The sequence below is a fragment of the Rothia endophytica genome, from assembly GCF_928381505.1.
Taxonomy (GTDB): domain Bacteria; phylum Actinomycetota; class Actinomycetes; order Actinomycetales; family Micrococcaceae; genus Rothia; species Rothia endophytica_A.
In genome coordinates this window covers 17,852-42,389 of record NZ_CAKMSJ010000012.1, presented here as the reverse complement: position 1 = coordinate 42,389, position 24,538 = coordinate 17,852, and the positions used below count along the sequence as shown (strand labels likewise).

General features: G+C 59.6%; 17 protein-coding genes. 14 read left to right on the top strand and 3 right to left on the bottom strand.

The genetic code is table 11. The features are described 5' to 3' along the window. The 4 genes from L6990_RS11435 to L6990_RS11420 form a co-directional block, all read left to right on the top strand. A partial coding sequence (locus L6990_RS11435) for a hypothetical protein (RefSeq protein WP_237204336.1) occupies window positions 1-961 on the top strand: 961 nt, incomplete at its 5' end. Continuing rightward, window positions 954-1,295: a hypothetical protein gene (locus L6990_RS11430; protein ID WP_237204335.1), complete on the top strand. Its 342-nt coding sequence runs from the start codon at window positions 954-956 to the stop codon at window positions 1,293-1,295. The genes L6990_RS11435 and L6990_RS11430, both read left to right, overlap by 8 nt. Continuing rightward, on the top strand, window positions 1,292-1,696 hold the full coding sequence (locus L6990_RS11425; protein WP_237204334.1) for a hypothetical protein: 405 nt from the start codon (window positions 1,292-1,294) through the stop codon (window positions 1,694-1,696). Before L6990_RS11430 ends, L6990_RS11425 begins: the two co-directional genes overlap by 4 nt. 355 nt (window positions 1,697-2,051) lie before the next feature. After that, entirely contained in the window at window positions 2,052-2,195 is a 144-nt protein-coding gene (locus L6990_RS11420) for a hypothetical protein (RefSeq protein ID WP_237204333.1), read from the top strand. Between the two features lie 196 nt (window positions 2,196-2,391). Here the strand turns inward: L6990_RS11420 and L6990_RS11415 are convergent, their stop codons facing one another. Further along, window positions 2,392-4,341 carry a serine/threonine-protein kinase gene (locus tag L6990_RS11415; protein WP_237204332.1) on the bottom strand — a complete coding sequence of 650 codons (1,950 nt, stop codon included), beginning with the start codon at window positions 4,339-4,341 and terminating at the stop codon, window positions 2,392-2,394. 157 nt (window positions 4,342-4,498) lie between these two features. Between L6990_RS11415 and L6990_RS11410 the strand changes: the two genes are divergently transcribed. From L6990_RS11410 to L6990_RS11385, 6 genes are all read left to right on the top strand, one after another. Then, complete coding sequence (locus L6990_RS11410; protein ID WP_237204331.1) at window positions 4,499-7,501, top strand: hypothetical protein; 3,003 nt, start codon at window positions 4,499-4,501, stop codon at window positions 7,499-7,501. 3 nt (window positions 7,502-7,504) lie between these two features. Then, window positions 7,505-8,767, top strand: coding sequence for an ABC transporter substrate-binding protein (locus L6990_RS11405; protein ID WP_237204330.1), 1,263 nt, complete (start codon window positions 7,505-7,507; stop codon window positions 8,765-8,767). Window positions 8,768-8,803: 36 nt separating this feature from the next. Beyond that, on the top strand, window positions 8,804-13,096 hold the full coding sequence (locus L6990_RS11400) for an FtsK/SpoIIIE domain-containing protein (protein ID WP_237204329.1): 4,293 nt from the start codon (window positions 8,804-8,806) through the stop codon (window positions 13,094-13,096). A 137-nt stretch (window positions 13,097-13,233) separates the two neighbouring features. Beyond that, the gene (gene pdxS, locus L6990_RS11395) at window positions 13,234-14,145 is read left to right on the top strand and encodes a pyridoxal 5'-phosphate synthase lyase subunit PdxS (protein ID WP_237204328.1); all 912 of its coding nucleotides are present in this window, start codon (window positions 13,234-13,236) and stop codon (window positions 14,143-14,145) included. Window positions 14,146-14,237: 92 nt separating this feature from the next. Further along, on the top strand, window positions 14,238-14,834 hold the full coding sequence (gene pdxT / locus L6990_RS11390; protein WP_237204327.1) for a pyridoxal 5'-phosphate synthase glutaminase subunit PdxT: 597 nt from the start codon (window positions 14,238-14,240) through the stop codon (window positions 14,832-14,834). A 134-nt stretch (window positions 14,835-14,968) separates the two neighbouring features. Further along, on the top strand, window positions 14,969-16,012 hold the full coding sequence (locus tag L6990_RS11385; protein ID WP_237204326.1) for a YeiH family protein: 1,044 nt from the start codon (window positions 14,969-14,971) through the stop codon (window positions 16,010-16,012). Window positions 16,013-16,026: 14 nt separating this feature from the next. Here the strand turns inward: L6990_RS11385 and L6990_RS11380 are convergent, their stop codons facing one another. Both L6990_RS11380 and L6990_RS11375 read right to left on the bottom strand, forming a co-directional pair. Further along, window positions 16,027-17,010, bottom strand: coding sequence for a TPM domain-containing protein (locus L6990_RS11380; protein ID WP_237204325.1), 984 nt, complete (start codon window positions 17,008-17,010; stop codon window positions 16,027-16,029). 109 nt (window positions 17,011-17,119) lie between these two features. Continuing rightward, window positions 17,120-18,577, bottom strand: a complete 1,458-nt coding sequence (locus L6990_RS11375) for a phospholipase D-like domain-containing protein (RefSeq protein WP_237204324.1) — start codon at window positions 18,575-18,577, stop codon at window positions 17,120-17,122. Window positions 18,578-18,741: 164 nt separating this feature from the next. Between L6990_RS11375 and L6990_RS11370 the strand changes: the two genes are divergently transcribed. The 4 genes from L6990_RS11370 to L6990_RS11355 all read left to right on the top strand — a co-directional run bounded on the left by L6990_RS11370 (window position 18,742) and on the right by L6990_RS11355 (window position 24,533). Beyond that, complete coding sequence (locus L6990_RS11370; protein WP_237204323.1) at window positions 18,742-19,311, top strand: TetR/AcrR family transcriptional regulator; 570 nt, start codon at window positions 18,742-18,744, stop codon at window positions 19,309-19,311. 57 nt (window positions 19,312-19,368) lie between these two features. Further along, entirely contained in the window at window positions 19,369-22,161 is a 2,793-nt protein-coding gene (locus L6990_RS11365; protein WP_237204322.1) for a YhgE/Pip domain-containing protein, read from the top strand. 68 nt (window positions 22,162-22,229) lie between these two features. Next, the gene (locus tag L6990_RS11360) at window positions 22,230-22,685 is read left to right on the top strand and encodes a YbjN domain-containing protein (RefSeq protein ID WP_237204321.1); all 456 of its coding nucleotides are present in this window, start codon (window positions 22,230-22,232) and stop codon (window positions 22,683-22,685) included. Next, a complete protein-coding gene (locus L6990_RS11355) occupies window positions 22,686-24,533 on the top strand; it encodes an HSP90 family protein (protein ID WP_237204320.1) in 1,848 nt (615 codons plus the stop codon). Window positions 24,534-24,538 lie beyond the last annotated feature (5 nt).

The following is a 24,538-nucleotide window of genomic DNA, read 5'->3' as shown; positions in this document are numbered from 1 at the left end:
GTTTGTGGGGAATGATCCGGTGGGGTTGGTGGATCCGTGGGGTTTGTCGCCGATGACCGCTGGTGAGTTTAGGGAGTATCGTGCTGATACTCGGGGCCGTGCTGGTGAGCGGATTGTCTCTGGTGTGCGCCAGTGGGCTGATGAACACGCAGAGGCTATCGCTACTGCTGCCATTATTGCCGGGACTGTGGTTTCTGTTGCTGCTTTGGTCGCTACCGGGCCGGTAGGGTTAATTGTTGCTGGTGCTGTTGGTGGTGGTTTGCTCTCTGGTGGTTTGTCGATTCTGACTAATAGGGGTGGGGATGGTCGTGTTGATTGGGGCAAGGTTGGTTTGGATACCTTGGTCGGAGCAGCAACAGGTGTTATTGCTGGGGCGGGTACAGCAGCTACAAAATTAACTATGGCAGTTACAAAATCAGCCTCAAGATTCGTGGGCTCTGTTGCAGTTAACGCTGGCATTAACTTTACTACCGGCGCAATAGGTGGTGGTGCTACGTATTCTGCCCAATCTGCTATCAAGGGTGAGAAGTGGAGTTTCAATAAATTTATGGGGAACAGCGTAGGCGGTGGATTCGGAGCTACCGTTGGTGGCTTTTTCGGGCCAGGTTCCGGGACTCTAGCAAAAGGATCTACCTATCTGAATCAGAAGGTAACAGAAATTGGAATGAATTTTGCTGGTGGTGTCGGTTCTGAAGCGTTGAGCTCTACTATCTCTGGCGAAGAGACAAACCTCAGAAAAATTCTAGTCTCAGGTGGGGCTTCTGCTGCTTTTTCTCAAGTTCCTGTTTCAAAGCCTGTCAACAGTAATACACTGAATCAAGCTAGCTGGACATCTCCGAGCACTTTCCGTGGCGCATTTACAGGGGTTCAATCTTCCCGCATGTGGAGAGGTGGAGCGCAAGGTTCAGTTCTATCTGGTGTAAGTGATATATCGTTAGGAGATACCCTTAAAGATGAGTAAAAAATCTAAAGACTTGCTAATTCTGTGCTCTCTTACTGGCGGTCTGTTTATCATGCTCTGTAGTTTTATAGGGTGGGATTACTTCAGGGAATTATTTACTGTTGCTGTCGTTTTTATTTTTATAGGTTATTTACTCTTCCGATACCTTAGCCCGAATAAGGCTGGGTGGATAACATTTATTCTTTTTATTGCTGTCTTTGGTGCAAGTTCTGCTGGTGAGACTGCCTGGCACCGTGCCCTTCCTGTCTTCTTTACGGGGTATTTGCCGGGGATGCAATTTGGTGCTGATGTGAGAAATAGGAAGAGCACCCAGATGGGGAGGAGTGAAAGGTGAATTTTAGTTTTCAGGATTCTTGGGGTCAAGAAATATATTTTGATATATCTTCAAAGGAAAAGAAAACGTTATTAGGCAGCAGAAAGGTTCATTATCTCCTCAAGATTACTGTGGGGGATTCATGGGCTGAATTTTTTGCTTCAGAGTTTTCTGAGTCTCATGTAGGTATGGGTGAGATTGTTGAGTCTGTTGCGTCTTCGGATGGTCCTGTTTTTGTTGCTAATGTGGATTGGGCTCCTGCGTCTTCTTTATTTGAGCAGCAGGTGGTGGGTGTTCCTGCTGGGTGGTGGGTGCTGTGTTTTATGGACGTAGAGGTGGAGCCTGTTCGCGCGGTCTTTTCTCCTGACCGTTTTGGGGAGTTGTTAAGGGTGCTTGTTGGGATGTCTGATAAGGGTTTGTGAATATTTGGGGTGCTGGGGTCTTGTTGGGCACCAAATATCCCCTTCTTTCTTTTGTTCCGGGTGGCTGGGGTCGCGTCGTCCTGACAGGCGTACAGTTCTGCTCCTTTGTAGCGCATTTACCTTCTGCTTCACCTGCCTACCGCGTCTTCGTGTTTATAGTTTTGATGCTGGTGGTGTGGGTCAGCAGATTTCTCAGGTGTTTAGGAAGGTAGCGACGGATCCGGCGACGAAGGGTTTAGTGATATGTACGTGGTTTAGTTCCGATAATTACAAGAGCACTAAAACATGATATGTACTGGGTTTAGTTTCGCTCCCGTAAATTGGAAACAAACAAAAAGAGCAAAGGAACAAACCCATGCTCACCCAATACCCCGCCGAACTCAAAACCCGAACCCTACGACAACTGGCCGACCATCTCGAAAACATCCCCGAGACAGGCACCTACACTGCATGCCGAAACATTGGAGAACACCTCGGCATCGGGCCTGAAACTCTGTAAAAATGGCACAAACAAGCCGAAATCGATGCTGACAACGCTCCCAGCACCACCACCGATATGGCAACAGAAAAACCGGCGCCTGAACAAAGAAAACGCCGAGCTCAAACGCACGAATGAGATTCTACGAACGGCTTCAGCTTTTTCGCAGCCGAGCTCGACCCACCCGCCACACCATCGGCTAAGCACCGGCACCGGTTTAGTCCCTGGTACTAATCGTGAAATTACTGCTACGCAGATCAGTAAAATTACCCACCTGAGCATTCACCGCGCACTGATCCGCCACCGACAAAGCAGTCACTTTAAGGCCGCTGGCGTCCACCATCAGGTGCCCCGCGCAACCGTCAGAGAACCGCACCGGGTTCTCATCCCCAGCCACCGCCTGCAACATGCCCGACGGCTTACCAGCGCTCTCCGACGAAAAGAGCGGATTGAGGCTGTCCTCGCCGCTGGGCCACACCGGCAAAAGTGTAATAGGCAGGGCGCTCTGCCCCACCGTACGAGCAGGTACCTTCACCACTACATCCGTCAGCCGCTGCACCGGGTAAGAAGTGCTCTTGTACTCCTCAGACGCAATCGCCTGCTGGGTCTGCTCTGACACCTGCTCAAGCCAGCCCTCCAACTGCTGCTCATCAGCAACCTCAGCCGCCACAGACCCCTTCACCTCAACCTGCTGGTTAGGCTTAATATCAATACCCTGCAAGGTCCAGCCGCACTCAACATTCATGTCCGTCACCATGGGCTGGTTACGCTGGCCAGAAGCCTGGCTCCACGTGACATTGGGGCAAGAGGCCCCTTCGGTCACTACCGGCACAACCTCCAGAAACTCCCCTGACAACGGCGCTTTCTGGGCACTGTAAGTAATCGTGAGGTCAATAGTTGAAGAGCTGGGGTTGTAGGTGGCCTCACGGCGCACCGACAAACCGGTGGGCAGCGGTGACTCCTGGTTGCCCGTAGCACTGAAAGGCTCCGACGGGCCGCTACTAGAAGTAACAGCCCAGTAGATACCAAAACCCGTTCCCAACAGCAGGACTACCCCCAAAACGCCCAGCCACAGGGCCTTGGAACGCGGCTTCTTAGCGTCCTTAGCCTCATCATCAGCAGGGTATTCAACCTTGTAAGCCGGCCGCTCAATCTGCTGGGGCCTAATGATCGTTGCACCCGCCGCCGCGCCAAGCACCGGGGCGTCGGGGTCCTGCACCTGCTGAATATCATCGGAGGTCAGTGCGGGGCTCAAGCCGCGCACCACCGTCTGCGGGCGGTGCGCCTCAGTGAAGGCCTGCGGGTCTTGAACCGGCGCTAGAGCCGGCGTCTTCTCAAACCGGTCAGCTAAAGTGCGCAGACGAGCCGCCGCGTCAAGGGGGTGAGGCCTGCGCGCCGGGTTCTTATCCAGCAGCGACAGAAGCTCCTGCATCACCGGGTCAGGCAACTCAAGCGGCGGCACCTCGGTGGTCACATGGCGGTAAGCTACCGTGAAATCCGTGCCCTCCCCGGCAAAAGGCGTCCGCCCAGCCAGCAGCTCATAGAGCATAATGCCCGCGGAATACACATCACCGGCAGGCCCACTGGTGCCACTCTGAATAAGCTCCGGCGGCAGATAATAGGGGGTGCCCACAATCCCCGTGGTGTTGGCCTGATCAGCCCTAATAATGGACGAAATACCAAAGTCAGTCACCCGCAAGGCCTCCGGCTGCAACTGCTCCGATTCACCCTCAAAGAGGATGTTATCGGGCTTAATATCGCGGTGCACCACACCCTGCCCATGAGCGTAAGCAAGAGTTTCTAGCACGGTCGCCACTAGCCGCAGCGCCACAGCAGGCCTCACAGTGCCCCGCTGCACCAGCACATCGCGCAGCGACCCACCACCGTAATAGTCCATCACCAAAGCCAGGGTGCTACCCTCAACCACCAGGTCATGAACTGTCACAATATGACGGTGCTCAAGGCCCATCAGCACAGAACGCTCCCGCACAAAACGCTCCACCACCGCGGCGTCCTCAGCTAAGTGAGAGTGCAAAATTTTGGCCACCAGAGGAGCTTTCTGGCGAGCATGCTGCACGGACCACACCTGGCCAGAGGCACCTTTACCTACCAAACTCACCAGGGTATAGGACGCTCCCAGCGGTACCCCAGGGGCAGTTGCTGCCATGCCAGCTCCTCAAACATTACTCATCTAAAACCTCCCAACAGTCTAGTTCACCACGGCTAGGAGTGATGATGATATACATCTAAAACCCTGAGATAACAACGTTTTCTAAGCTAGTATTTACTTCGGCTCCACACACATCATCTGAGACGGAAACTGCATGCTTTTCACCAACAAAAGTCCTCACGGCCGTACTTCTTCACGTCGCATAAAAGCCGCATCGGCGCTGGCCGTCGCAGCTACCTTCATGCTGGCTGGGTGCACCTCAGACAACACTGCCGTGATGAACGCCTCCAACGTGCTACAAAACGTCAACGTGGGCCTCACCTCGTCCGCAGAAATCTCAGACATCAGCTCCACCGTGGTCTCCTTTGACGCCTTCAGTGGCAAGTCCTCCAGCGAAGAGCAGACCTACGCCCTGCGGGACGCCGTCAACGACCTGCCCGTGCGCATCACCACCCGCTACACCACCGATCACGGCTCCGGTAACGACCTCAACGACCTAGACGGTTACACCGGTGATGTCAGCATCGACATCACCGTGGAGAATCTCACCGTGCAGCCCGAGGACCTCACCTACGATGTCGCGGGCACCCAGAAAACCAAGAGCACCCTGGTCGGGGCACCCCTATCCGTTGCTGCGTCCACCACCTTCGAAGGCGTCAAGCCGCAGAGCATCCTCTCAGAAGCCACCGTGGGCAACGGAACTACCAACGGCATTATCAGCACCAACGAGAACGGTGACGCCTCCCTGCAGTGGGCAAAAATCCTGGCAGGGCCCAGCACCAGCGCCAGCAGCACCTTCACTGTGAACCTGCAGGCAGAAGACCTGAAAGTCCCCGAGTTCAATATCGCCGTGCACCCGGGTCTCACCAACGACCTGACCTCCTCAGGAGCCGTCAGCTCAGCATTCAGTGCTAATCAAGACTCCACCATGGAACTCATGCAGCAGACCGTTGAAGTGGTTGCTGAAGCCAACCAGGCGCTTGCCGACGCCGGTAGCACCATCTCGGACATCCGCGATAACCTCAACACCACCTCAGAATCCCTCAAGTCCTCCACCGTGCAAGAGCTGCAGCAGAGCTCAGAGCAGCTCACCGGGCAGCTATCTGACCTGCAAGAAAAGCTCTCAGGCCTGCGCACTAACCTGGACGAAAGCGCCCAGGGCTCCCAAGACGAACTCGTCGCCCAGATGCAACAAACCGTTGAATCCCTGCAGAACTTCTTTGGTCAAGAAGGCGACGATGTTCCCGCCCCCGTCTTTGACGCCGGCACTTGCGAAGTCAACATCGCCCAGCCCGCCAACGGCTCCACCGTTTACTCCAACATGGTGCAGCTCTCTAACGTCCTGGGTGCCTACAGCGAAGCCAACATCGACTGTCGCGACCAGGTGGTGGAGGTCGTCAACACCGTGCTAGGCCCCGAAAACCCCACCCCGGAGACCTGCAGGGACTCAGTCTCAGCCTCCTGCTCAGTTTTTAACTCCCAGGTCGTGCTCACCGCCAGCCTGCTGCAGTCCGCTCAGCAGACCAACCAGCTCATTGAACAGCTGAACCCCGGTGCACTCAGCGAGGTTCTGGGTAACTACCAGAGCGCCAGCGCTGCCCTCGATACCCTGCAGCAGCAGGTTGATGCGCTACAGCAGCCCGTAGCCCCCGCCCCCACCGAATCAGCTTCACCTACCCCCAGTGCTACACCCAGCACCGAGCCCAGCCCTACTCCCAGCGTCAGCCCCACAGCTACCCCACAGCCGTCTCCCCTGCCTACCCAAGAACTACTAGCCAGCCTGGACGCCATTGACCAGCACACCGAAGCTTCAAACGATCACATCGCTGACCTTGAAGAGTTGCTAGGCAGCATCAACACCACCGCTCAGGAGGCCCTGGCTGAACTCAACGTTGACACCGACGAGACCGGTTCAATACTCACCCAGAACCAGGAACTTGCTGACCAGCTCTGCCAGCTTTCAGACGGTGGCACCGCACAGGCAGGCAAACTGCCCGCTGAGGAAGTCGAGAGACTGCGCGGCTACCTAACCGATACCCCCTGCGCTGATATCGCTGAACCCGCCAGCGACGAAAAGCTCCCCACCCCGGAGAACTACCAGCAGCCACTGAGCCAGCGTCTAACCCACCAGGTAGAACTCTGGAACAGCGTGTTCACCGCAAGTGACGTGACGGGTGAAGAGTCAGAGACCACCCAGAAAATCGCTGCTATAAAGGAAGACCTCACCCAGGTCAGCGAAAAAACTGCCGCCATGCGCACCCTGCTAGAGCAAGCCGCGTCACCTGCGCCCAGCCCCTCGGCATCGCCCTCAGCAACCCCCGAACCGCAGGAACCCACCGCGGCACCTGAACCCACCCAGGAACCTACCGCCGAGCCCAGCCCCGAAACCCCGGCTGAACCCGACACCAGCGTCCAGGCCGTTAAAGATGCCATGCCCGGGCTTCACGCCAGCTTTGATAGCCTCTCCACCAGCCTCGATGATCTCTCAGCCCAGCAGCAGAAACTCAACGACGCTCTAGCTGAGATCATCGAAGCTGCGCCGGCTGAAAATGTTGAAGAGATCAGCAGCATCCTCGCCACCCAGGCACGTAACGTCTCCCAGCAGCGCACGGACAGTGAGCTGACTATTACCGACCTCTTCTCCCAGCAGGTCACCAACCTCACCGGCACCTCAGAGAGCATCTCAACCGGCACCGAAGTGCTGCTGAAAGAGCAGGGCGATAAGCTCAACGCCGCCGCCCAGCGCCAGGTAGAAGAAGCCGATGCCCGCACTAAGTCCTCCCTGGAGCGCATCCAGCAAAGCCACGACTCCGCCACCCAGGACGTCGCCGGCGCCTCAGCAACCCTCACCGGCGAGCTGCAAAAACTCATGCTGGACGTGGGTGACACCTCAGTCAACGGCTCCGGCCTGCTTGGCTCCCTGCAAAATAACGCGGGTAGTGCGGGTAACGCCGACTACCAGCTCTCACTGGCTACCCAGAATGCAGAAAAGTACGCCACAATCCGCGAAGAGGATATGGGTGCGATCCGCCTCAAGCAGGAGCAGTACAACGCCTCCCTGCGCAAGCTCTCTGCTCTGCCTGCCTTCCACCTTTCAGCGTCCTCAGGTGCCACCGTCAAGACCATCTACACCTTCACCATCGGTGGTGAGCAGTAACCGATGAAGAATAAAATCCTCAATATCGGTGTACCACTCGCCCTGATCCTGCTGATTGTGGGGCTGGTTGTCGCAGCGATCGTGAAGCACCAGGGCCAAGAAAAGGACGCCGCGGTGGCAGTCACCGTACCCGTAGAACTCACTGCCTCAGAGCAAGCCCGTAACTCCTCCATCGGCCTGATTCTCACGGTAGGTAACGAAGGTGCGCAGGGCTCTGAATGGAACCAAGCTGCGGCAGGAGCGCAGGTAGCTATCGAACGTTTCAACCGTTCTGGTGCCAACCTGACCCTTATCACCGAGGATGACCGAGGCACCTCAGCAGGCGCTGCGCGGGCAGTGGAGGTTCTGGCACAGCAGAACGTGTCAGGGATTGTCATCGCTTCCCGCGGCAACCACGTAGAAGAGGCAGTTAAGGCTGCCGAAGAACGCGGGATCCCCGTCATCCTCCCCTACACCGACGCGGTAGGCGGAGCCTGGTCACTGACGCCTTCACCCAGCGACGTCACCAGCCTGCTCGAAAGCCACTACAGCGGCACCTCCCGCGTGGTTCGTATTGACCAGGAAAGCTTCCCCGGGCCAGAGGTGCGGGCAGAAGAAACCGTAACGGTCAACAGTTCTAGCGATCTCGATAAGACTGCCCAAGATATCGCCCGCCGTATCTCTGATGGTAAGGCCGGTGCAGCTATCTTCATCAACGCAGATTCCTACACACAGGCCCGACTGACCCGCGCCCTGCAAGAGGCAGGCACCCAGGCCAGCATCGTGCTCGGCAACGAAGCCACCAGCCCAGCCTTCAGCGAAACCTTCACCCGGGACAACCCCTCCACCGTCATCAACGCTATGACCGTAGGGTTTAACACCGGCGATTCGGTAGCCCTGCAAGCCGACGGTCAGGGCCGTTCCATGTCTGCCTACCTGCAAATGGTCAAGATGCTGGGTGACTCCCCCGATGCCCACGGGCCGTTGGGCGAACAGCCGTTTAGCGACGTCGCAGCTAGCGCAGACGCCAGAAGCCACGACGCCGTTGTAGCCCTGGTACGAGCAACCGAAAAGGCACCTTCGGCGAAACCCAAAGATATCAAAAAGGAGCTGGGAACGCTAACCCTCTCCCCGTCCGATGGCATCACCGCCGCTGGTCTTGATTTCTCCCAGCCGCACGCAGTGGCAGGCTCACCGGCCCTGCTCTCCGCCACGCTGGAGGATGTCACCATTCGCACGTCACCTAGGGATGAATCGGCGCATATCGTCTGGTTCGCAGCCTCCTAACCACCTCCCTGCCCCTCCCACAGCCAAAGGGCTCCTATGCGCATTCACATAAGCATTGATTCTCTGCACCGCTCAGTTCATGTTGATAGCTGGCGCGGTAGCACCACGCTCGGCGAGCTGATTGAAGCCGTAGGAGGGCCACGGCTGGGCGAAAATGAGCAGGTCTATATCGACGCTCACCTCGCACAGGCAGAAGATACGCTAGAGAAACTGCCCCTGCTAGAAGGCTCGCGCATCGCGCGTTCCCCCCTACCTGAAACCACTACTCTTCCGGGCTGGGTGGTGAGCGTCAGTGCCGGGTTAGAAACAGGCGAGATCAAACCGGTCACCCGCACCCGCCCCATGGTCTTTGGCCGGTCAGAGCAAGCGGACATCGTGCTGCCGACCAGTAGCGCCTCCTGGGAGCATTTCACCGCCACCCTTACCCCCGACGGGCTAGAGATCAAGGACAGCGGCTCCACCAACGGGACCTACCTGCAGGGTGAAAAACTTGAAGCGGGTAGCCCGGTGACCATTACCGAACCGGCAGAGGTACAAGCCGGCGGCTCCACGCTGTTTTTCCAGCCCCACCTCACCGAGTTCACAGCACCTGCCCCCGGGCGCCTACACAACCTCACACCCGCTAGAACCGCTCCTTTCAACCGCCCGCCCCGCCCAGCCCTGCCAGAGCTCCCCGGTTACGTCACTCCCCCCAAACGAGAACCGGTCACAGAAAACTCCAGATTTAACCTGGCAGTGGTGCTAGCTCCCCTAGTCATGGCAGCTGCCATGGTCACCATCATGGGTAACCTCAGGTTCGCGGTCTTTGCCCTGCTCAGCCCGCTCGTGCTCATCGGCACCTGGTTTGAAGGTAAACACCGCTACAAGAAACAGCTGGCCGCAGAAGAAGAACGGTTTGCCGGCGCCCTGGCAGACTTTGAGCGCGACCTTGAAGAAGCCGCAGAGATAGAACGTGCCCGCAGAGAAGAACTAACCCCCGATAACGCCACCGTGCTGCGCCGCAGCGCCCTACCCTCAACCCAGCTCTGGCAACGCCGAGCAGACTCCGCCGACTTTCTGCTCACCAGGGTGGGAACCGGCAACCGGGACTGGCGCCCCGAACTCGACAAACGCGCCCACCCGGATCTCGAAGAGGAAACAAAAGAACTCTACGATTCCTTTACCCTCAAAGGCGCCCCACTCATGGCCAACCTCAACCAGGGTGGCGTCGTGGGTATCGTTGGCCAAAGAGAAGGCAGCCTGGCCCTAGCCCGCAGCCTGGCCCTACAAGTGGCCACCCACGCAGGGCCGGCCGATCTCACCCTCGCCCTCTTCTGCGACCACGGCAAGGAGCAGGACTGGGGCTGGGCGTCCTGGCTACCCCACACCCGCCAAGCAGGCAGCGTCACCGGCGGACGCTGGATGGCCTCGGGCCGCCAAACCAGCACCGAGATGCTGCGCAACATCCTGCAAAACATCGACCACTTCATCACCCCAGCTCTGGTGCTGGTGTTGGACTCCGAGGTGCTTACCGAAGGGCGCGACGCCCCGGCCCGTGACCTCCTGGGATACGGCAGAGAAACCACTGGCCGGTCCCTGGGCTTTGGGAACCAGCAGGAGCCACGCACAGTCTCTGGCATCGTAATCGCCAGCTCCGAAGAACAGCTGCCTGCCTCCTGTACCAGCATCGTGCGCGTACGAGAGGACGCCGACGCCGAAATCTTCGAACCCGAAACCCGCACCCTCATCAAAGATGTGGTGCTCGCCGGGCTGGGGCTCGAGCAGACAGAGACAGCCGCCATGCAGCTCGCCCACTTCGATGACCCCGAACTGGTCATCCCCGGCGCTGCCCTGCCCCGCCTGGTACGCGCCCCAGAGCTCTTTGACCTAGCCCCAGCAACCGCCCAAAAAGTGCAAAAACTGTGGAAAGAAAAGAGCGGGGTCTCAGCCCCCATCGGCATTGGCGACGACGGTCAGGTAGTGCTCGATATTGTGCGCGATGGCCCCCACGGCCTGGTCGGTGGCACCACCGGCTCCGGCAAAAGCGAATTCCTGCGCACCTTCGTGGCAGGTCTCGCCGCACGCAACTCACCCGATGAGCTCAACTTCATTCTCATCGACTTCAAGGGCGGCGCCGCCTTCAAAGCCTGCGAACGACTACCGCACACCATCGGCACCATCAGCAACCTGGACGAACAGCTCGCCGACCGAGCCCTGCGGGCCCTGGACGCCGAAATGCACCGCCGCCAGGTACTCTTCTCCCAGGCGGGTGAAGGCGTCGATAACATCAAAGACTATATGGCCACCAACCCGCCCGAGCCTATGCCCCGCATCCTGCTGGTCATCGACGAGTTCGCTATGCTGGCCAAGGACTTCCCCGACGTGCTGCAGTCCCTGGTCAACGTGGCAGCAGTGGGCCGAACCCTGGGTGTGCACATGATCCTGGCGACCCAGCGTCCAGCCGGTGTGGTCAATGATGACATTCTCGCCAACACCAACCTGCGCGTGGCCCTGCGCGTGCAGAGTAAAGAGGACTCCTCTAACGTTATCGGCGTGCCCGACGCATCGGCCATTGAACGCACCCAGATGGGCCGCGCTTACGTGAAACTGGGCCAAGAGGACATCTCGGCAGTTCAGACTGCCTTGGTTACCGGTCAAACTCCGGTCGAAGGTGCCACACAGCTAGAGCTGAGAGACAGCAGCATCTTTGGGGTGCCCCAGAAATCCCTGGTCGATAAACCAAAAATTATCTCGGATGAAAACGACCTAGACCTACTGATTACCGCCATCTGTCAAGCCCACCAGGAGCTGGGGCTGGTAGAACCCCGCCAGGTCTGGCCCGAAGCCCTGGGCAAGCGCGTAGCCCTAGACGGTTTCTCAGAACCCATCGTCACCGATCTGGGTAAAACCCAGCAGCCGGTTGGCTCTTTTGACGGCAAGCACCTGCACTTTGCACTAGCCGATCAGCCCCACCTGCAACGTCAAATCTCCACAGGCTGGGATCTGGGCAAGGGTAACCTCATGCTGGTTGGCATTCCCGGCAGCGGCACGACCACCACCCTGGCGTCCCTGGCTCTCACCGCAGCCCGCCATAGTTCCCCTGCAGAAGTAGACATCATGGTGCTGGACGTTGGCGCAGGCGGCCTCAAAGATCTACAGATGCTGCCCCACACCATTGCCTACGTGGGGCACGGTGGGCGCGCTAAAGAACAGCGCGTCAGGTTTTTGCGGTTCCTGCAGGCAGAGCTAGAACGCCGCCGCGCCAGTTCAGCCCCCGAAAAACCCCTGCTCATTCTCATTGACGGTCTGGCAAGCCTGCGCGATGAATTTGACGACTACGACGGGCAAACTCTGCTCAACCTGCTCTACCGCGCCTACGCCGAGGGCCCGTCCCTGGGCATGCACTTTGCTATCGCCACCCCGCGTATCAAAGCTATACCCACCGCTATGGATGAAGTCACCACCCAAAAGTGGCTCTACCGCCTGGCCGATGCCTACGACTACTCAGGCCAGGGCGTCAAGGGCAAGACCGTCCCTGCGCCCATCGCAGGCCGATGCGTGAGCGTCGAGCACCTGCTGCAAATGCACGTGGCAACTCCCGATACCTCCCTGGCTGAAGCGGTAGGAAAGGTCCAGGCTATCTGGCCTACCGCTGAGCCTAAACCCGAGGTAATTGGCCAACTACCCACCGAGGTTAAGGTGGCAGAACTGGGTGCCCATGCGGATATTTCGGGTGAACCTTGGCGTCTCCCTGTGGGTCTGGGCGAGCAGGACCTTCTGCCCGTTTACTTGGAAACATACCAGGGTGAGCATATTCTGATTGCCGGACCTGCCCGCTCTGGCAAGTCCACGCTCCTGCTGGCTCTCCGCAACGTCCTGGAACAAGCCCACGTGGCAGACGGCGGCCAGGCACCCACCGTCTGGGCTATCTGCTCCCGGCGCTCACCTCTGGCTCAGGAGAATTTTGAGCACCTCGCCGTGGACGATGATGAAATCCCGGCGCTTACCGCCCAGTTGCGTCTGTCCACCGGCCCCTCGGTGCTTCTCATTGATGACGCCGACGGCTTTGCTGATGGCGATAAGTCAATTAGCAGCCTGCTAGATCAGCCCCTGCCGGGCCTCTGCATTATCGCTGCCGGCAGGTCAGACGAGCTACGCACGCTCTACAGCCACTGGACCAAAACCCTGCGCAAAGCAAAATGCGGAGTGCTCCTGCAGCCTAACGTCGACCTTGACGGCGACCTCTTTGGCGCACGCCTACCGCGCAAGGCACCCGTTGAGATTACCCAGGGCCGTGGCTACGCTATCTCTAACGGAGCCGTCCAGCTCATCCAGGCAGTCAGCCCTTAGATTTAAGTCTCGCGGCATAACACCAGTGAACTGGTGGACACTAAGCAAGAGTGGGACCAAACTTAACAGATGGTCTAAAAACTTTTGTCAAAACTGGCACTATTTTTAGACCAGTAATCCAGGGCACAGTAGAATCCATGACTGAAAACGAGACCACCGAAACCACCGGCTCACCCCTGCTCAAGACCGGGCTAGCTGACATGCTCAAAGGCGGCGTCATCATGGACGTCGTCACCCCCGAAGAAGCAAAAATCGCTGAGGACGCAGGCGCCGTCGCCGTCATGGCACTAGAACGAGTGCCTGCGGACATCCGTGCACAGGGCGGTGTCGCACGCATGAGTGACCCCGACATGATTGAAGGCATCATCGATGCCGTCTCCATCCCCGTCATGGCTAAAGCCCGCATCGGCCACTTTGTTGAAGCCCAAATCCTGCAGCACCTGGGTGTGGACTACATCGACGAATCTGAGGTGCTCTCACCTGCTGACTACGTCAACCACATCGACAAGCAGGGCTTCACCGTGCCCTTTGTCTGCGGCGCTACCAACCTGGGCGAAGCCCTGCGCCGCATTACCGAGGGTGCCGCCATGATCCGCTCCAAGGGCGAAGCTGGCACCGGCGACGTTTCAGAAGCCACCAAGCACATTCGCACCATCAAAACCCAGATCGCCGAGTTGCAGGCCCTGCACGCCACTGCTCCCGATCTGCTCTACGTCAAGGCTAAAGAGCTGGCCGCCCCCTATCAGCTGGTCGAAGAGGTAGCGCGCACCGGCAACCTCCCCGTGGTGCTCTTTACCGCCGGTGGCGTCGCCACCCCCGCGGACGCTGCCATGATGATGCAGCTGGGCGCGGACGGCGTCTTTGTGGGCTCCGGTATTTTCAAGTCCGGCAACCCCGAGGCGCGCGCCAAGGCAATCGTTAAGGCAACCGCTTTCTATGATGACCCGGCTGTGGTGGCTGAAGCCTCCCGTGGTCTGGGCGAAGCAATGGTGGGCATCAACGTTTCTGACCTACCCGCACCCCACCGCCTTGCAGAACGCGGCTGGTAGCTGACAGGGTATCTCAGCACCATGCGGAGGGTGGTTTGCCCGCGAGCACACCACCCTCCTCAATTTTTTGTAATTACAAGAGAAAGGCGCCCGTGAACCACCTACCCGGAACCGGCAAAACCGTGGGTGTTCTAGCCCTACAGGGTGGAGTTGCCGAGCACGCAACCCTCCTAGAAAGCCTGGGGGCGCAGGTTCGGTTAGTTAAAAAGCCTGAGCAGATAGAGGGTCTGGACGCCCTGGTGCTACCGGGCGGCGAATCCACCGTTCTTGACCGTCTCACCCGCCTCTTTGGTCTCCGCCAGCCCCTGATTGACGCCATCGGCGGCGGGTTGCCCACCCTGGGCACCTGCACCGGGCTCATTATGCTGGCCGACCAGGTAGAAGACCCTGCGGCAGGTCAGCAAACCCTCGGGTGTCTGGGAGTGACGGTGCGGCGCAACGCTTTTGGCCCGCAGGTCAATTCTGCCGAAACCACCCTTAGCTGGGGCAAACAGGGGGACCAGGTGGACGTGCGCGCCGCCTTCATTCGCGCCCCACTGATTGTGCAGGCGAGCGCCGGGGTGGACGTCCTGGCGCGCTACCGCGGGGAAATTGTGGGTGTACAGCAGGGCAAGATGATTGGTATTTCTTTCCACCCCGAGCTGACCGGCGACACTACGGCGCACCGGCACCTGCTGGGTTTGGCCTAAAAAGCGCCGGGCATCCTCGGAAAGGAAAGGTTCGCTACTAGACCCACTGCCACCGCACCACACGGCAGTGAAGCCGGACAGACACGATACATTAGTGGGAGCACCACTGCACCTCGCCCACCCACAGGATTACCATGCTCACCCGCTCCCACGCCTTCGGCCTTCTGGTTGCAGCTCTTCTGGCTACCGCCGCCTACCTGCTCACCGCTGTACCCGCTTTTCACCTGGTCAGCCCTATGCTTTTTGCGGTGCTCTTGGGTCTGGTTGCCCGCAACCTTGGCGCACTGCCCACCGGCACGGACGCCGGGCTGAAGTACGCTTCTAAAACCCTGTTGCGGGCAGGTGTAGTACTACTGGGTTTGCGGCTGTCTCTGCCCGATGTGCTGAGTCTGGGCTCTGGTGCCCTGCTAGTTCTGCTCATCACGGTGGCTGCCACCTTCGCCGCTGCCCTGGCACTGGGCAGGTGGTTGCGCCTTGCCCACACCGTGACCGTCCTGACTGGCACCGGCACCGCGATCTGCGGGGCGTCCGCCGTGGCGGGTATGTCTGCGGTGGTTCAAGAGGGAAAGCCCCGGCGCGGAGTAGCAGATGAGACAGTAGATTCCGCCGCCGCTACCGCCCTTGCCGTGGTCACCCTCTGCGGTACTCTCGCCATGTTTGCCCTGCCCGCCCTAGCAAGGGCACTGGGTCTGTCCGGTATCCAGGCAGGCGTCTGGCTGGGCGCCTCCATTCACGAAGTGGGGCAGGTGGTTGCCGCTGGCGGCTTCATGGGCGAGCAGGTCACACAAACAGCAACCCTCACCAAGCTGGGGCGGGTGGTGCTGTTGGCACCGCTGGTTGCCCTGGTTGGTTACAGTCAGGGACGCCGGAGCGCAGGTCAGGCGAGCGCAGCTGGCACCCGCCCGCCCCTGGTGCCGGGTTTTGTGCTGGGTTTTGTTGCTGCCATACTGCTGCGTTCTGCCGTGGACTGGTCGCCCTTTAGCGGTGCATTTGAGCCTGTTTTCAATGCCGCGGATACCCTCACCCTGGCAGGGCTCACTCTGGCGATGGCTGCGGTGGGCACAGCGGTCAACCTTAAAACGGTAGTGACCACCGGCGGCCGCGCCCTGGTCTTTGGGCTCCTATTGACGATAGTCACCGCCGCGGTTGGCCTGGCTAGCACGCTGGTGCTGGTCTAGCCCGGCGTCCTGCCCTAGAAGCTGGACCCGCCGCCACCGCCACTAAAGCCACCGCCACCACCAAAGGAAGAGCCGGAGCTAAACCCGCTACCGCCGGTGTAATCACTACCGCTACTGGGCGTGACGTTACTACCTGAATAGAGCAGAGGAGCTACCGTGTAGAGCGGCAACCAGCTATTAAAGGTGCCGGCATAGCGGGTGTACTCTTTACCGGTTTTCTCTTCTTCCTCACGCAGTTTTTCTTCCTGCTCTTCAGTGCCCTCAGCAGGTGGCTTGCGGTTAGCGTAGCGGTATTTGATGTAGGCGGCGCGCATCTCGTCGGAGATTTCCAAGCCAGGGTTTTCCTCCTGGTGCCGCCGCATCTCGTCCTTGGCTTTGCGGGCTACCTTACGGTAGTCCAGCCAGATCCAGATGCCCATGAAGGCGCCAAGAAGAGCCAGTATTCCGCCCACGACCCAGCCAATATAGCTGGGTGCACCTTCACCCTCGTCATAGGCGCTCTCCCCACCGTCAGCCAGCAGGTAAAGCTCAGTGACGGTGTCGGTCAGCCCGGTGGCATAGTTTTCATCAGCAAGGGCGGGGCTGAGAACCTTACCGGCAACGTCCTTAGCTTCACGGTCGCTGATCTGCTCACCGGCGCCGTCCGCCACGGCAATGTAGGTTTCCCGCTCCCCCATATCAACCACCACGACCACGCCGTTGTCTGCACCCGCTTCCCCTACACCCCAGGCGTTGCCCAGAGCGGTGGCGTAGTCAGAAATGCCACCAGGGGCGCTGTCGATGGTATGCACCACCACGCGGGCGGCGTCCGTGCCAGAGTTTTTGCGGTCGATGAGCGCGCTCAGCTCGGTTTCTTCGCCGTCTGTCAGCAGGTCTGCGCTATCGAGCACGTTGCCGTTGGGTGGAGGGGCGGGCAGTTCCTGTGCATAGGCAGGCAGGCTCAACGCCAGGACGCCGGCGGTAGCCAGCAGAAGCAGGGCGGGTTTACGAGCGGTCATGGTCTCCACCTTTCTAGTCATCATGGGCAAGCTGTTATATCCACCTTACTCAAGCAGTAGACTCACGACCTCCACCGGGCGGGGGATATTACAGGCGGGTAGAGACACCCTAGAAAGTGCTGACGCCACTTGCCTCCTGGGCGCGGTAGGCAAAGTTCTGTAGGGCGCCGCGTAGCCCGGTAGACGCCGGGTGCGCCGCATAGTCAACAGTAAAGAGGGCAGGGGCACCGGCGTCGTTGGTCCACATCATCTGCCACATGGCCGCGGACCCCTCGGCAAGGTTTGAACTTTCTGGAAGCTGCACACGCAGACTGGTTTCTAGGTTATAGCCGCTCACGTTGCGACGGGTAAAGTTTCCCGACCCGGCAAGGATCTGGCACTGTCCCCCAGCAAAAACTGCCAGGCACTTGGGGTGGAACTGCTCGCCGTGAGTCTCGTACCAGCGCACTTCTACCCCGGCGTTCACCAGTTCAGCCGCCACCGGCTTGCCCGGTAGCCCGGTTTTCTTACGCCCAAAGGCGTCGATGTTCTGGTCCAGAATGACCTGCACCTGCGCCCCGCGGGCAGCAGCACCCTTGAGGGCAGAGATAATGCTGCGCTCAGAAAGATAGAACATCCCCATCATCACCCGGTCACCGGAACCGGCGCCAGCCAGCATCTCCAGGGCAGCATCACGAATACCCATCTCGGTCACCAGCTGAACCTGCGCACTGCCTGCCGCGGCGGCGTCCGCATCTACATCAGAATCAAGTACCAGTGAAGAGGTAAAGCGCTCAAAGACCGCAGGCTCCCCGCCAGAGAACCGATACACCGCTGCTTCACTTGCTACTAAATCAGCCAGCACCGGGCCGGTCACCCAGAAACCCAGGTTGCTGTTAGGAGCAGAGGCATCGTGCGGGTTAGACGAGCTGACCACCGCTTCGCGCTCGCTGATAGCCACCTTGCGGTGGTTGGCCTTGAAATTCAGCAGGCGCAGGTAGGAGCCCAGGCTCACCTTGGGAGCAGAAGGAGCCAACGGATTGGGCAGGACGCCGGGCAGCTCGGGTAAGTGCCGCAGATAGGTGCGGTAGAAGCTGGAATAGAGGGGGTTGGAGTCGCGCAGCGGGTCAAGGTTGGTTTCAACCACCTGCACCCCGGCGGCACGCAGAGACTCAAGATGAGGCTGGGGCGTACTGCCGTAGAAAGTGTTCATGGGGTCGATGATAAGCACTATCGCAACATTTGGCGCGTCCGCTCGCTTAGCCAGGAGGGCGTCGGTCAGCCGCTGGGCTAGAGCGGGGTAGGTGCCGGCAGGCTGGCTGTAATCGGCGTTGAAGAGGAACATGTCCAGCACCAGGAAGCGTTCGGCTCGGTCAATGAGCTGCTTCACGGCGTCAAAAATCTGCTGGTCAGAGATACTTTGCCCATCAGCTCGGTAGGTGAGGTCAACCAGAAGGCGCACCCGGCCCGAGTGGACGCGCCCACTGACATTCAGACCGGCGGGCAGGGCACGGCGGGCGGCAGCGACCCCCACCAGTACTGGGGCAGCAAGAAGTATGGCTGTTGTGAGCTTGACGATAGGGTGCATAAACCCAATCTATCGGTTAACTCCTGATTTGGTGCACCGTATGTTTGCTTGGCTGGGCCCTAGGAGTACTCCAATCACCCTAAAACCACCCGTACCCCGCTTGCAGATTTTCCTTACATGTGTAAACTTTACAAACGTAAGGAAAATCTAGGTAGAAGAGACTCATGACCACCGATCCCCGCCCCGCACGCTCCCGCACCGCCCTCATCCACGCCATCACCGACGTCCTGGCACAGCAAACCCCTGACGCCGTCAATATCACTGACATCGTGAAGGCAGCCGGCGTCAGCCGCCCCACCTTCTACCAGCATTTCGCAGACACCACGGCACTCACCCGCGCCGCCGCACTTGAAAAGCTGACAGCAACCTTCGCCGCCGTTGACGCACAAAACCTCACCCCCGATGCAGAGGGCTTTACCGGTCGATTCACCACCGCCCTCCTGACCGAGTTGCGTGACGATGCAACCTTCTACCGCAACGTACTCAAAACCGCCGGTGACTCCGCTCTGATCAGTGAACTCATTGGCTTTCTCAGTGACCGTCTGCTCAACCACTCCCCCTTTGCAGCCGGGGTGCACTCCAAGACCACAGAACACGAAAGTTACGCCGAGTTTATTGCTGCTGGCATGAGCTGGTCAGCAATGCGCTGGCTGTGCACGGACTTCACCGAGAATAACGCCCCCGAGGCTATGGCAGAGCGGCTCACCGCCATGGTCCGCGCGGCAGCCTACTAAACCAGCAGAGCCGAACCTACCTGCCACAAGATTTTAAAAGCCGAAAGAAGATTTAAGATGTCGTCACGCCGAGCTAAAAAACCGCAGCTCAACGACCGCTTTAGCGTTATGAAGTACCTGGTACTACTAGCGGTCATCATCATCCCTTCCCTCTACGCAGGGGGACTGACCTGGGCTAACTATGATCCCACGGGCAGGATTGATACTGTGCCTGCTGCCATCGTCAACGAGGATCAGCCTGCGCAACCATCAGAGGGTGATCAGCTCAATCTGGGGGCAGACATCACAGATGAGCTACTGAGCAACACCAGCACCAGCAATTTCAACTGGCGGGTGATGGAGGCGGACACAGCCAGCAAGGCACTTGAGGACGGTCAGATCATGGCAGTTTTGACCATCCCCTCAGATTTCTCTGCCAACGTAGTTTCCGTTTCAGACAACGATCCAGCGGCGGCCCGCAAGGCACAGTTAGATATCGCCACCAATGATGGGTCTAATCTTATCGCTGGCAATATCGCCAACGTTCTGGGCACCTCGGTGGCTGACCGCCTCAAAGAGCAGGTAACGGATCAGTACCTGCAAAACATCTACGCCGGTTTCACGACCCTGCACGATTCTCTGGGTGAAGCTGCCGACGGCGCGAGTCAGCTGACCGACGGTGCTACCAGTGCTAAAGACGGCAGTGACGAGCTGGTTCTGGGCCTGAATGACCTCAAGAGCGGCGCCGATTCGCTGGCGTCCGGCTCTAGCGACCTTGCCAGTGGAGCTGCCAGCGCTCGTGATGGTGCCGGTTCACTGGCGCAGGGTGCGGGTTCTTTGGCGACCGGCGCAAACGATGCGAATAACGGAGCCGGCGTTCTAGACGATGGCAGCAGCAAGGTAGCTGAAGGCGCCAGCAGTATCAATGACGGCGCAGGTCAGCTCTCAGAAGGAGTAACCAGTGCTAAGGAGGGCGCGGGTGCTCTCTCCACCGGAGCCACCTCGGTGAATGAGGGCGCGAGCGCTCTGTCCACCGGAGCTACCTCGGTGAATGAGGGTGCCGGTTCTTTGGCGACCGGCTTGGATCAACTTAATACCGAGGTTTCTGAGCTACCCGCCCAGGCCGATGCACTGGCTGCTGGCACGCAGTCGCTGGCTGATGGTGCCGCGGGCCTTGCCACCGGCGCACAGGATCTGGAAGAGGGTGCCGGGCAAGTTTCTGAGGGAGCCTCTGCCCTATCCGAAGGTTCTGCTGCGGCTCTTGAAGGTGCACAGCAGCTGGACGCCGGTGCTGTGGCTCTGCGTGATGGCACGGGAGTCTTGGCGGAAGGTGCAGACAAAGTTTCCACCGGCGCTCAGACTCTGATTGATAACTGGGCTCTACTGACTGACGAACAGAAGCTGGCTGCCGTTCAGGAACTTAAAGTCGGAGCTGACGCGGTCAGCACCGGCGCCAGCACATCCAACGCGGGTGCAAGCACCCTAGCCGAGGGCACCACTGCCCTTGTGGGTGACCAAAACGGTGGCCTCACCAAACTTTCCGCCGGGGCAGGCACCCTGGCGACCGGCGCGTCGTCCCTGGCCACCGGAGCAACCACACTCTCTGACGGGGCCGACACCCTATCAGCTGGTGCCACCGAACTGAAGGATAAGGCAGCCGCTCTCCCTGCCGGTATGAGCACCCTGGCAGATGCTGTCTCCCAGGCTTCCGATGGGGCGGACGCTCTAGCGCAGGGAACCGAGAAGCTAGCGGGCGGTGCCACCGGCCTCTCTGAAGGTACGGACAAACTGGCAAGCGGCGCGTCCGATCTTGCCACCGGCACTGACACTCTGGCTGCTGGCGCATCTGACCTGGCGGCAGGCACGGGAACCCTGGCAGCGGGGGCATCTGATGTATCAGCAGGTGCTACCGCCCTGCACGATGGCACCGGCAAGCTGGCAAGCGGCGCAGGTGATCTCTCATCAGGTGCCGGCACCCTGGCAGATGGAACCAGCGAACTGGCCTCCGGGGCGCAGACTCTTGCAGACGGTGCGGGGCAGCTCAATACCGGCGCAGGCAGTGCGGTGGACGGCGCGAGCTCACTTTCCGTTGGCCTGGGGGATTTGAAGGAGGGCAACCAGAAGCTCTCCACCTCCCTGGGTGAAGCAGTAGATGAGGTTCCCGCCTTTAGTACCGAGCAGGCGCAGCAGCTAAGTAACGTGACCTCCAACCCGGTCACACTAGAGAAGTCCCGCCTCAACGAAGTAGCCACTTACGGTCACGGCCTGGCCCCCTACTTCATGTCACTGGGTATGTGGGTGGGTGCGATTGCCTACTTCATGATGTACCCGGCGATCTCCCGCAAGTTCGCCCGCAGCGGTCACTCCGGCCTCGCCACCCTACTGAACGCACTCATCCCGGTGGGTGTCATGGGCGCAATCCAAGGCCTGGTGGTTGCTCTGGTCCTGCACTTCATGGTAGACATCAACATGGTCTCTTTCTGGGGCATTGCCGCTTTCTCTATGCTGACCTCCATCACCTTTATGACCATCAACCAGGCGCTCATCGCCCTGCTGGACGCCCCGGGCAGGTTCATCGCGCTCATTCTGACGGTTCTGCAGGTGGGGGCATCGGGCGGTACCTACCCCATCGAAACGGCCCCAGCCTTCCTACGTGCTGTTCACCCCTGGCTACCACTCACCCACTCCCTGGAAGGCCTGCGTTCCCTCATTGCCGGTGGAACCCTGGGCATTGCTAGCGGGGTGCTCTGGCTACTGGGCTGGACGCTGATTGCCGTTGCGGGCACTGCCTTCAGCATCTGGGTGCGCCACCGCCGCGAAGAACGTGCTGAAGCAGCCCTAGCAGCGGCACGGCAGGCGCAGGCGGTCTAGCAGGGTAGCTTTGGGACGGGGCACCGATAAACTTGGTGAAGACCACCAGCCCCCGCAGAAAGTTGACCATGGGTTTCTTTGACTCCGCGCTCGCTCCCGCTGCTGCCCTGCAGCCCCTCACCGCTGAGAGGTTGCGGCAGGCGCTGACCCGCCTTGAGGTAAATTGCGAGGAGGAAGGCAGCAACCTCATCGCCCAGTTTGAGCAGGGGTACTTCTTCTTTCTGCTGATGGGGCAGGGGCAGTTGCTCAATATTCGCGGCACCTGGCGCGGCTCTCTACCCGTCGATAAGCTGCCGGTAGCTAGTGCTTTTGCTGAGAGTTGGAACCGTGAGATGGTGCTGCCTAAAACCTACCCGGCTGTTTTTGAGCAAGACGGCCAGCAGCTGGGCATCATGATGGCAGAGACTAACTACCCCACCGGTGCAGGGCTGACCGATGAGCAGCTGGATGACCTCTTGAGCACCGGTATTTCCGCTGGTCTTAACGTTTTTGAGGCACTGAATCAGAACCTGGGTGAGGCATAAATGGCACAGCGTTTTAAAGTCGATCTGGGCGGCCTGGTTGAGTTGCTCTCTAAGAACCTCTACTCGGGCCCGCAGGTCTACCTGCGCGAGGTCCTGCAAAACGGGGTGGACGCTATTACCGCCCGCGCTGCCCTTGACCCGGGCGCCCCTGCCCGCGTCCGATTGGAGCCTTGGGCTGACGGTGGCGGAATCACCATTACCGATACCGGCGTTGGCTTGACCGCCGCCCAGGCAGAGGAGTTTTTGGCAACTATTGGCCGCACGTCCAAGCGCGATGAAGTGCTGGGCGAGGGCCGTGCTGAGTACCTGGGCCAGTTCGGTATTGGTCTGCTGGCGTGTTTCTTGATTGCTGACGCCGTTGAGGTGATCTCCCGCAGCGCCGCCCCAGGGGAGGCTCCGGTGCACTGGGTGGGTCTGGCTGACGGCACTTTTGAGGTGCAGACTCTCACCGATGCTGAGGTTGAAATCGGCACCACGATCTCGCTCAAGGCGCGGCCGGACGCCGCCCACTGGGTTGCTGAGGAAACCGTGGTGACCCTGGCGAGTGACTACGGGGATATGCTGCCCCTGGATATTTCTGTGCGGGTAAACGCTGGCGGCCAGCGGGTCTGGCGCCGTATTTCCCGCACCAGCCTGCCCTGGGCAGGGGCTATGGAAAAAGACGCTGAGGGCACAGAGCACGGCAGCACCGCGCCCAACGCCCACGAAGCCGCTATGGCACTCACCAACTATGCCGAGGCGTCCTTGGGCTTCACTCCCCTAGCCGCCATTCCCCTGAATGTTCAGGCAACCGGCACCACCGGCGTCGCCTATGTTCTGCCGCAGGCGGTATCCCCCGGTTCTGGTCGCCACCGAGTCTATGTGAAGCAGATGCTGGTCAGCAGCCGCGAGGACACCCTGCTACCTGACTGGGCATTCTTTGTGCGGGCGGTGCTGAACTCTGAGAGCCTGACTCCCACTGCCTCTCGCGAGCAGCTCCGTGAGGACGAGGTACTCCTGCTGACCCGTGAGGCCATTGGCGAGCAGCTCAAGAGCTGGATTACCGCCACCCTCACCGAGCCCTCCCCCGTGCAGGCTCGCCTTCTGGAAAACCACCACCTGGCTCTGCGTGCTGTGGCGCTGGCTAGCGACGACATGCTAGATGTGGTTGCCCAGGCTCTACCCTTTGAAACCACCCAGGGCTTTACCACTCTGGCTGAGGTTGCCCGTGAAGGCGGAGCAGTCCGCTTCACTCCCACCACCGAGGGCTACCGCCGTATCGCCCCGGTGGCGCGCGCCCAGGGTCTCTGGGTGGTCAATGGTGGCTACGTCTATGACGCCGACATCCTGGCAAAACTGGCACACCGCCCTGGCTGGGAGGTCACCGAGATGACCGCCGGTGAACTGACTCAGACCCTTGAAGGGGTGGGTATTGACCGTGAATTTGAGGTCATGACCACCCTAGAACGTGCCAAGGCTGTACTGGCTGAACAGGACTGCGACGTGCAACTACGCAGCTTTGACCCGGCGGACGTACCCGCCGTGCTTCTGCGTGATGCTGAGGCTGAGCGTCGCCGGGCTATCAGCCAGGAAAGCAAAACTGCCGGGGACGTCTGGGGCGGACTATTGGGGTCCTTTACTGACCCATCAGACAGTAAGCCCAGCCGCACGCTGATGCTCAATGACACTAACGACAGCGTCCGCCGTTTGCTGGCACAGCCGCACCATACATCCTTTGAGGCAGGCATGAGCACCCTTTATCTCTCAGCACTGATGCTGGCCGGCGAGGGTCTGGGATCACGCGAAACCGGGCTGCTCAGTGACAGCCTGAGCCAGCTACTGGCCGCCGCCCTACGCACCGAAAACTAGGGGGC

Excerpts from the sequence above, each read along its gene's own strand:
- L6990_RS11355 (WP_237204320.1), top strand. The coding sequence starts at position 22,686 with ATGGCACAGCGTTTTAAAGTCGATCTGGGCGGCCTGGTTGAGTTGCTC.
- pdxS (WP_237204328.1), top strand. The coding sequence starts at position 13,234 with ATGACTGAAAACGAGACCACCGAAACCACCGGCTCACCCCTGCTCAAG.
- L6990_RS11430 (WP_237204335.1), top strand. The coding sequence starts at position 954 with ATGAGTAAAAAATCTAAAGACTTGCTAATTCTGTGCTCTCTTACTGGC.
- L6990_RS11360 (WP_237204321.1), top strand. The coding sequence starts at position 22,230 with ATGGGTTTCTTTGACTCCGCGCTCGCTCCCGCTGCTGCCCTGCAGCCC.
- L6990_RS11380 (WP_237204325.1), bottom strand. The coding sequence starts at position 17,010 with ATGACCGCTCGTAAACCCGCCCTGCTTCTGCTGGCTACCGCCGGCGTC.
- L6990_RS11415 (WP_237204332.1), bottom strand. The coding sequence starts at position 4,341 with ATGGCAGCAACTGCCCCTGGGGTACCGCTGGGAGCGTCCTATACCCTG.
- L6990_RS11385 (WP_237204326.1), top strand. The coding sequence starts at position 14,969 with ATGCTCACCCGCTCCCACGCCTTCGGCCTTCTGGTTGCAGCTCTTCTG.
- L6990_RS11405 (WP_237204330.1), top strand. The coding sequence starts at position 7,505 with ATGAAGAATAAAATCCTCAATATCGGTGTACCACTCGCCCTGATCCTG.
- L6990_RS11365 (WP_237204322.1), top strand. The coding sequence starts at position 19,369 with ATGTCGTCACGCCGAGCTAAAAAACCGCAGCTCAACGACCGCTTTAGC.
- L6990_RS11410 (WP_237204331.1), top strand. The coding sequence starts at position 4,499 with ATGCTTTTCACCAACAAAAGTCCTCACGGCCGTACTTCTTCACGTCGC.
- L6990_RS11375 (WP_237204324.1), bottom strand. The coding sequence starts at position 18,577 with ATGCACCCTATCGTCAAGCTCACAACAGCCATACTTCTTGCTGCCCCA.
- L6990_RS11400 (WP_237204329.1), top strand. The coding sequence starts at position 8,804 with ATGCGCATTCACATAAGCATTGATTCTCTGCACCGCTCAGTTCATGTT.
- L6990_RS11370 (WP_237204323.1), top strand. The coding sequence starts at position 18,742 with ATGACCACCGATCCCCGCCCCGCACGCTCCCGCACCGCCCTCATCCAC.
- L6990_RS11420 (WP_237204333.1), top strand. The coding sequence starts at position 2,052 with ATGCTCACCCAATACCCCGCCGAACTCAAAACCCGAACCCTACGACAA.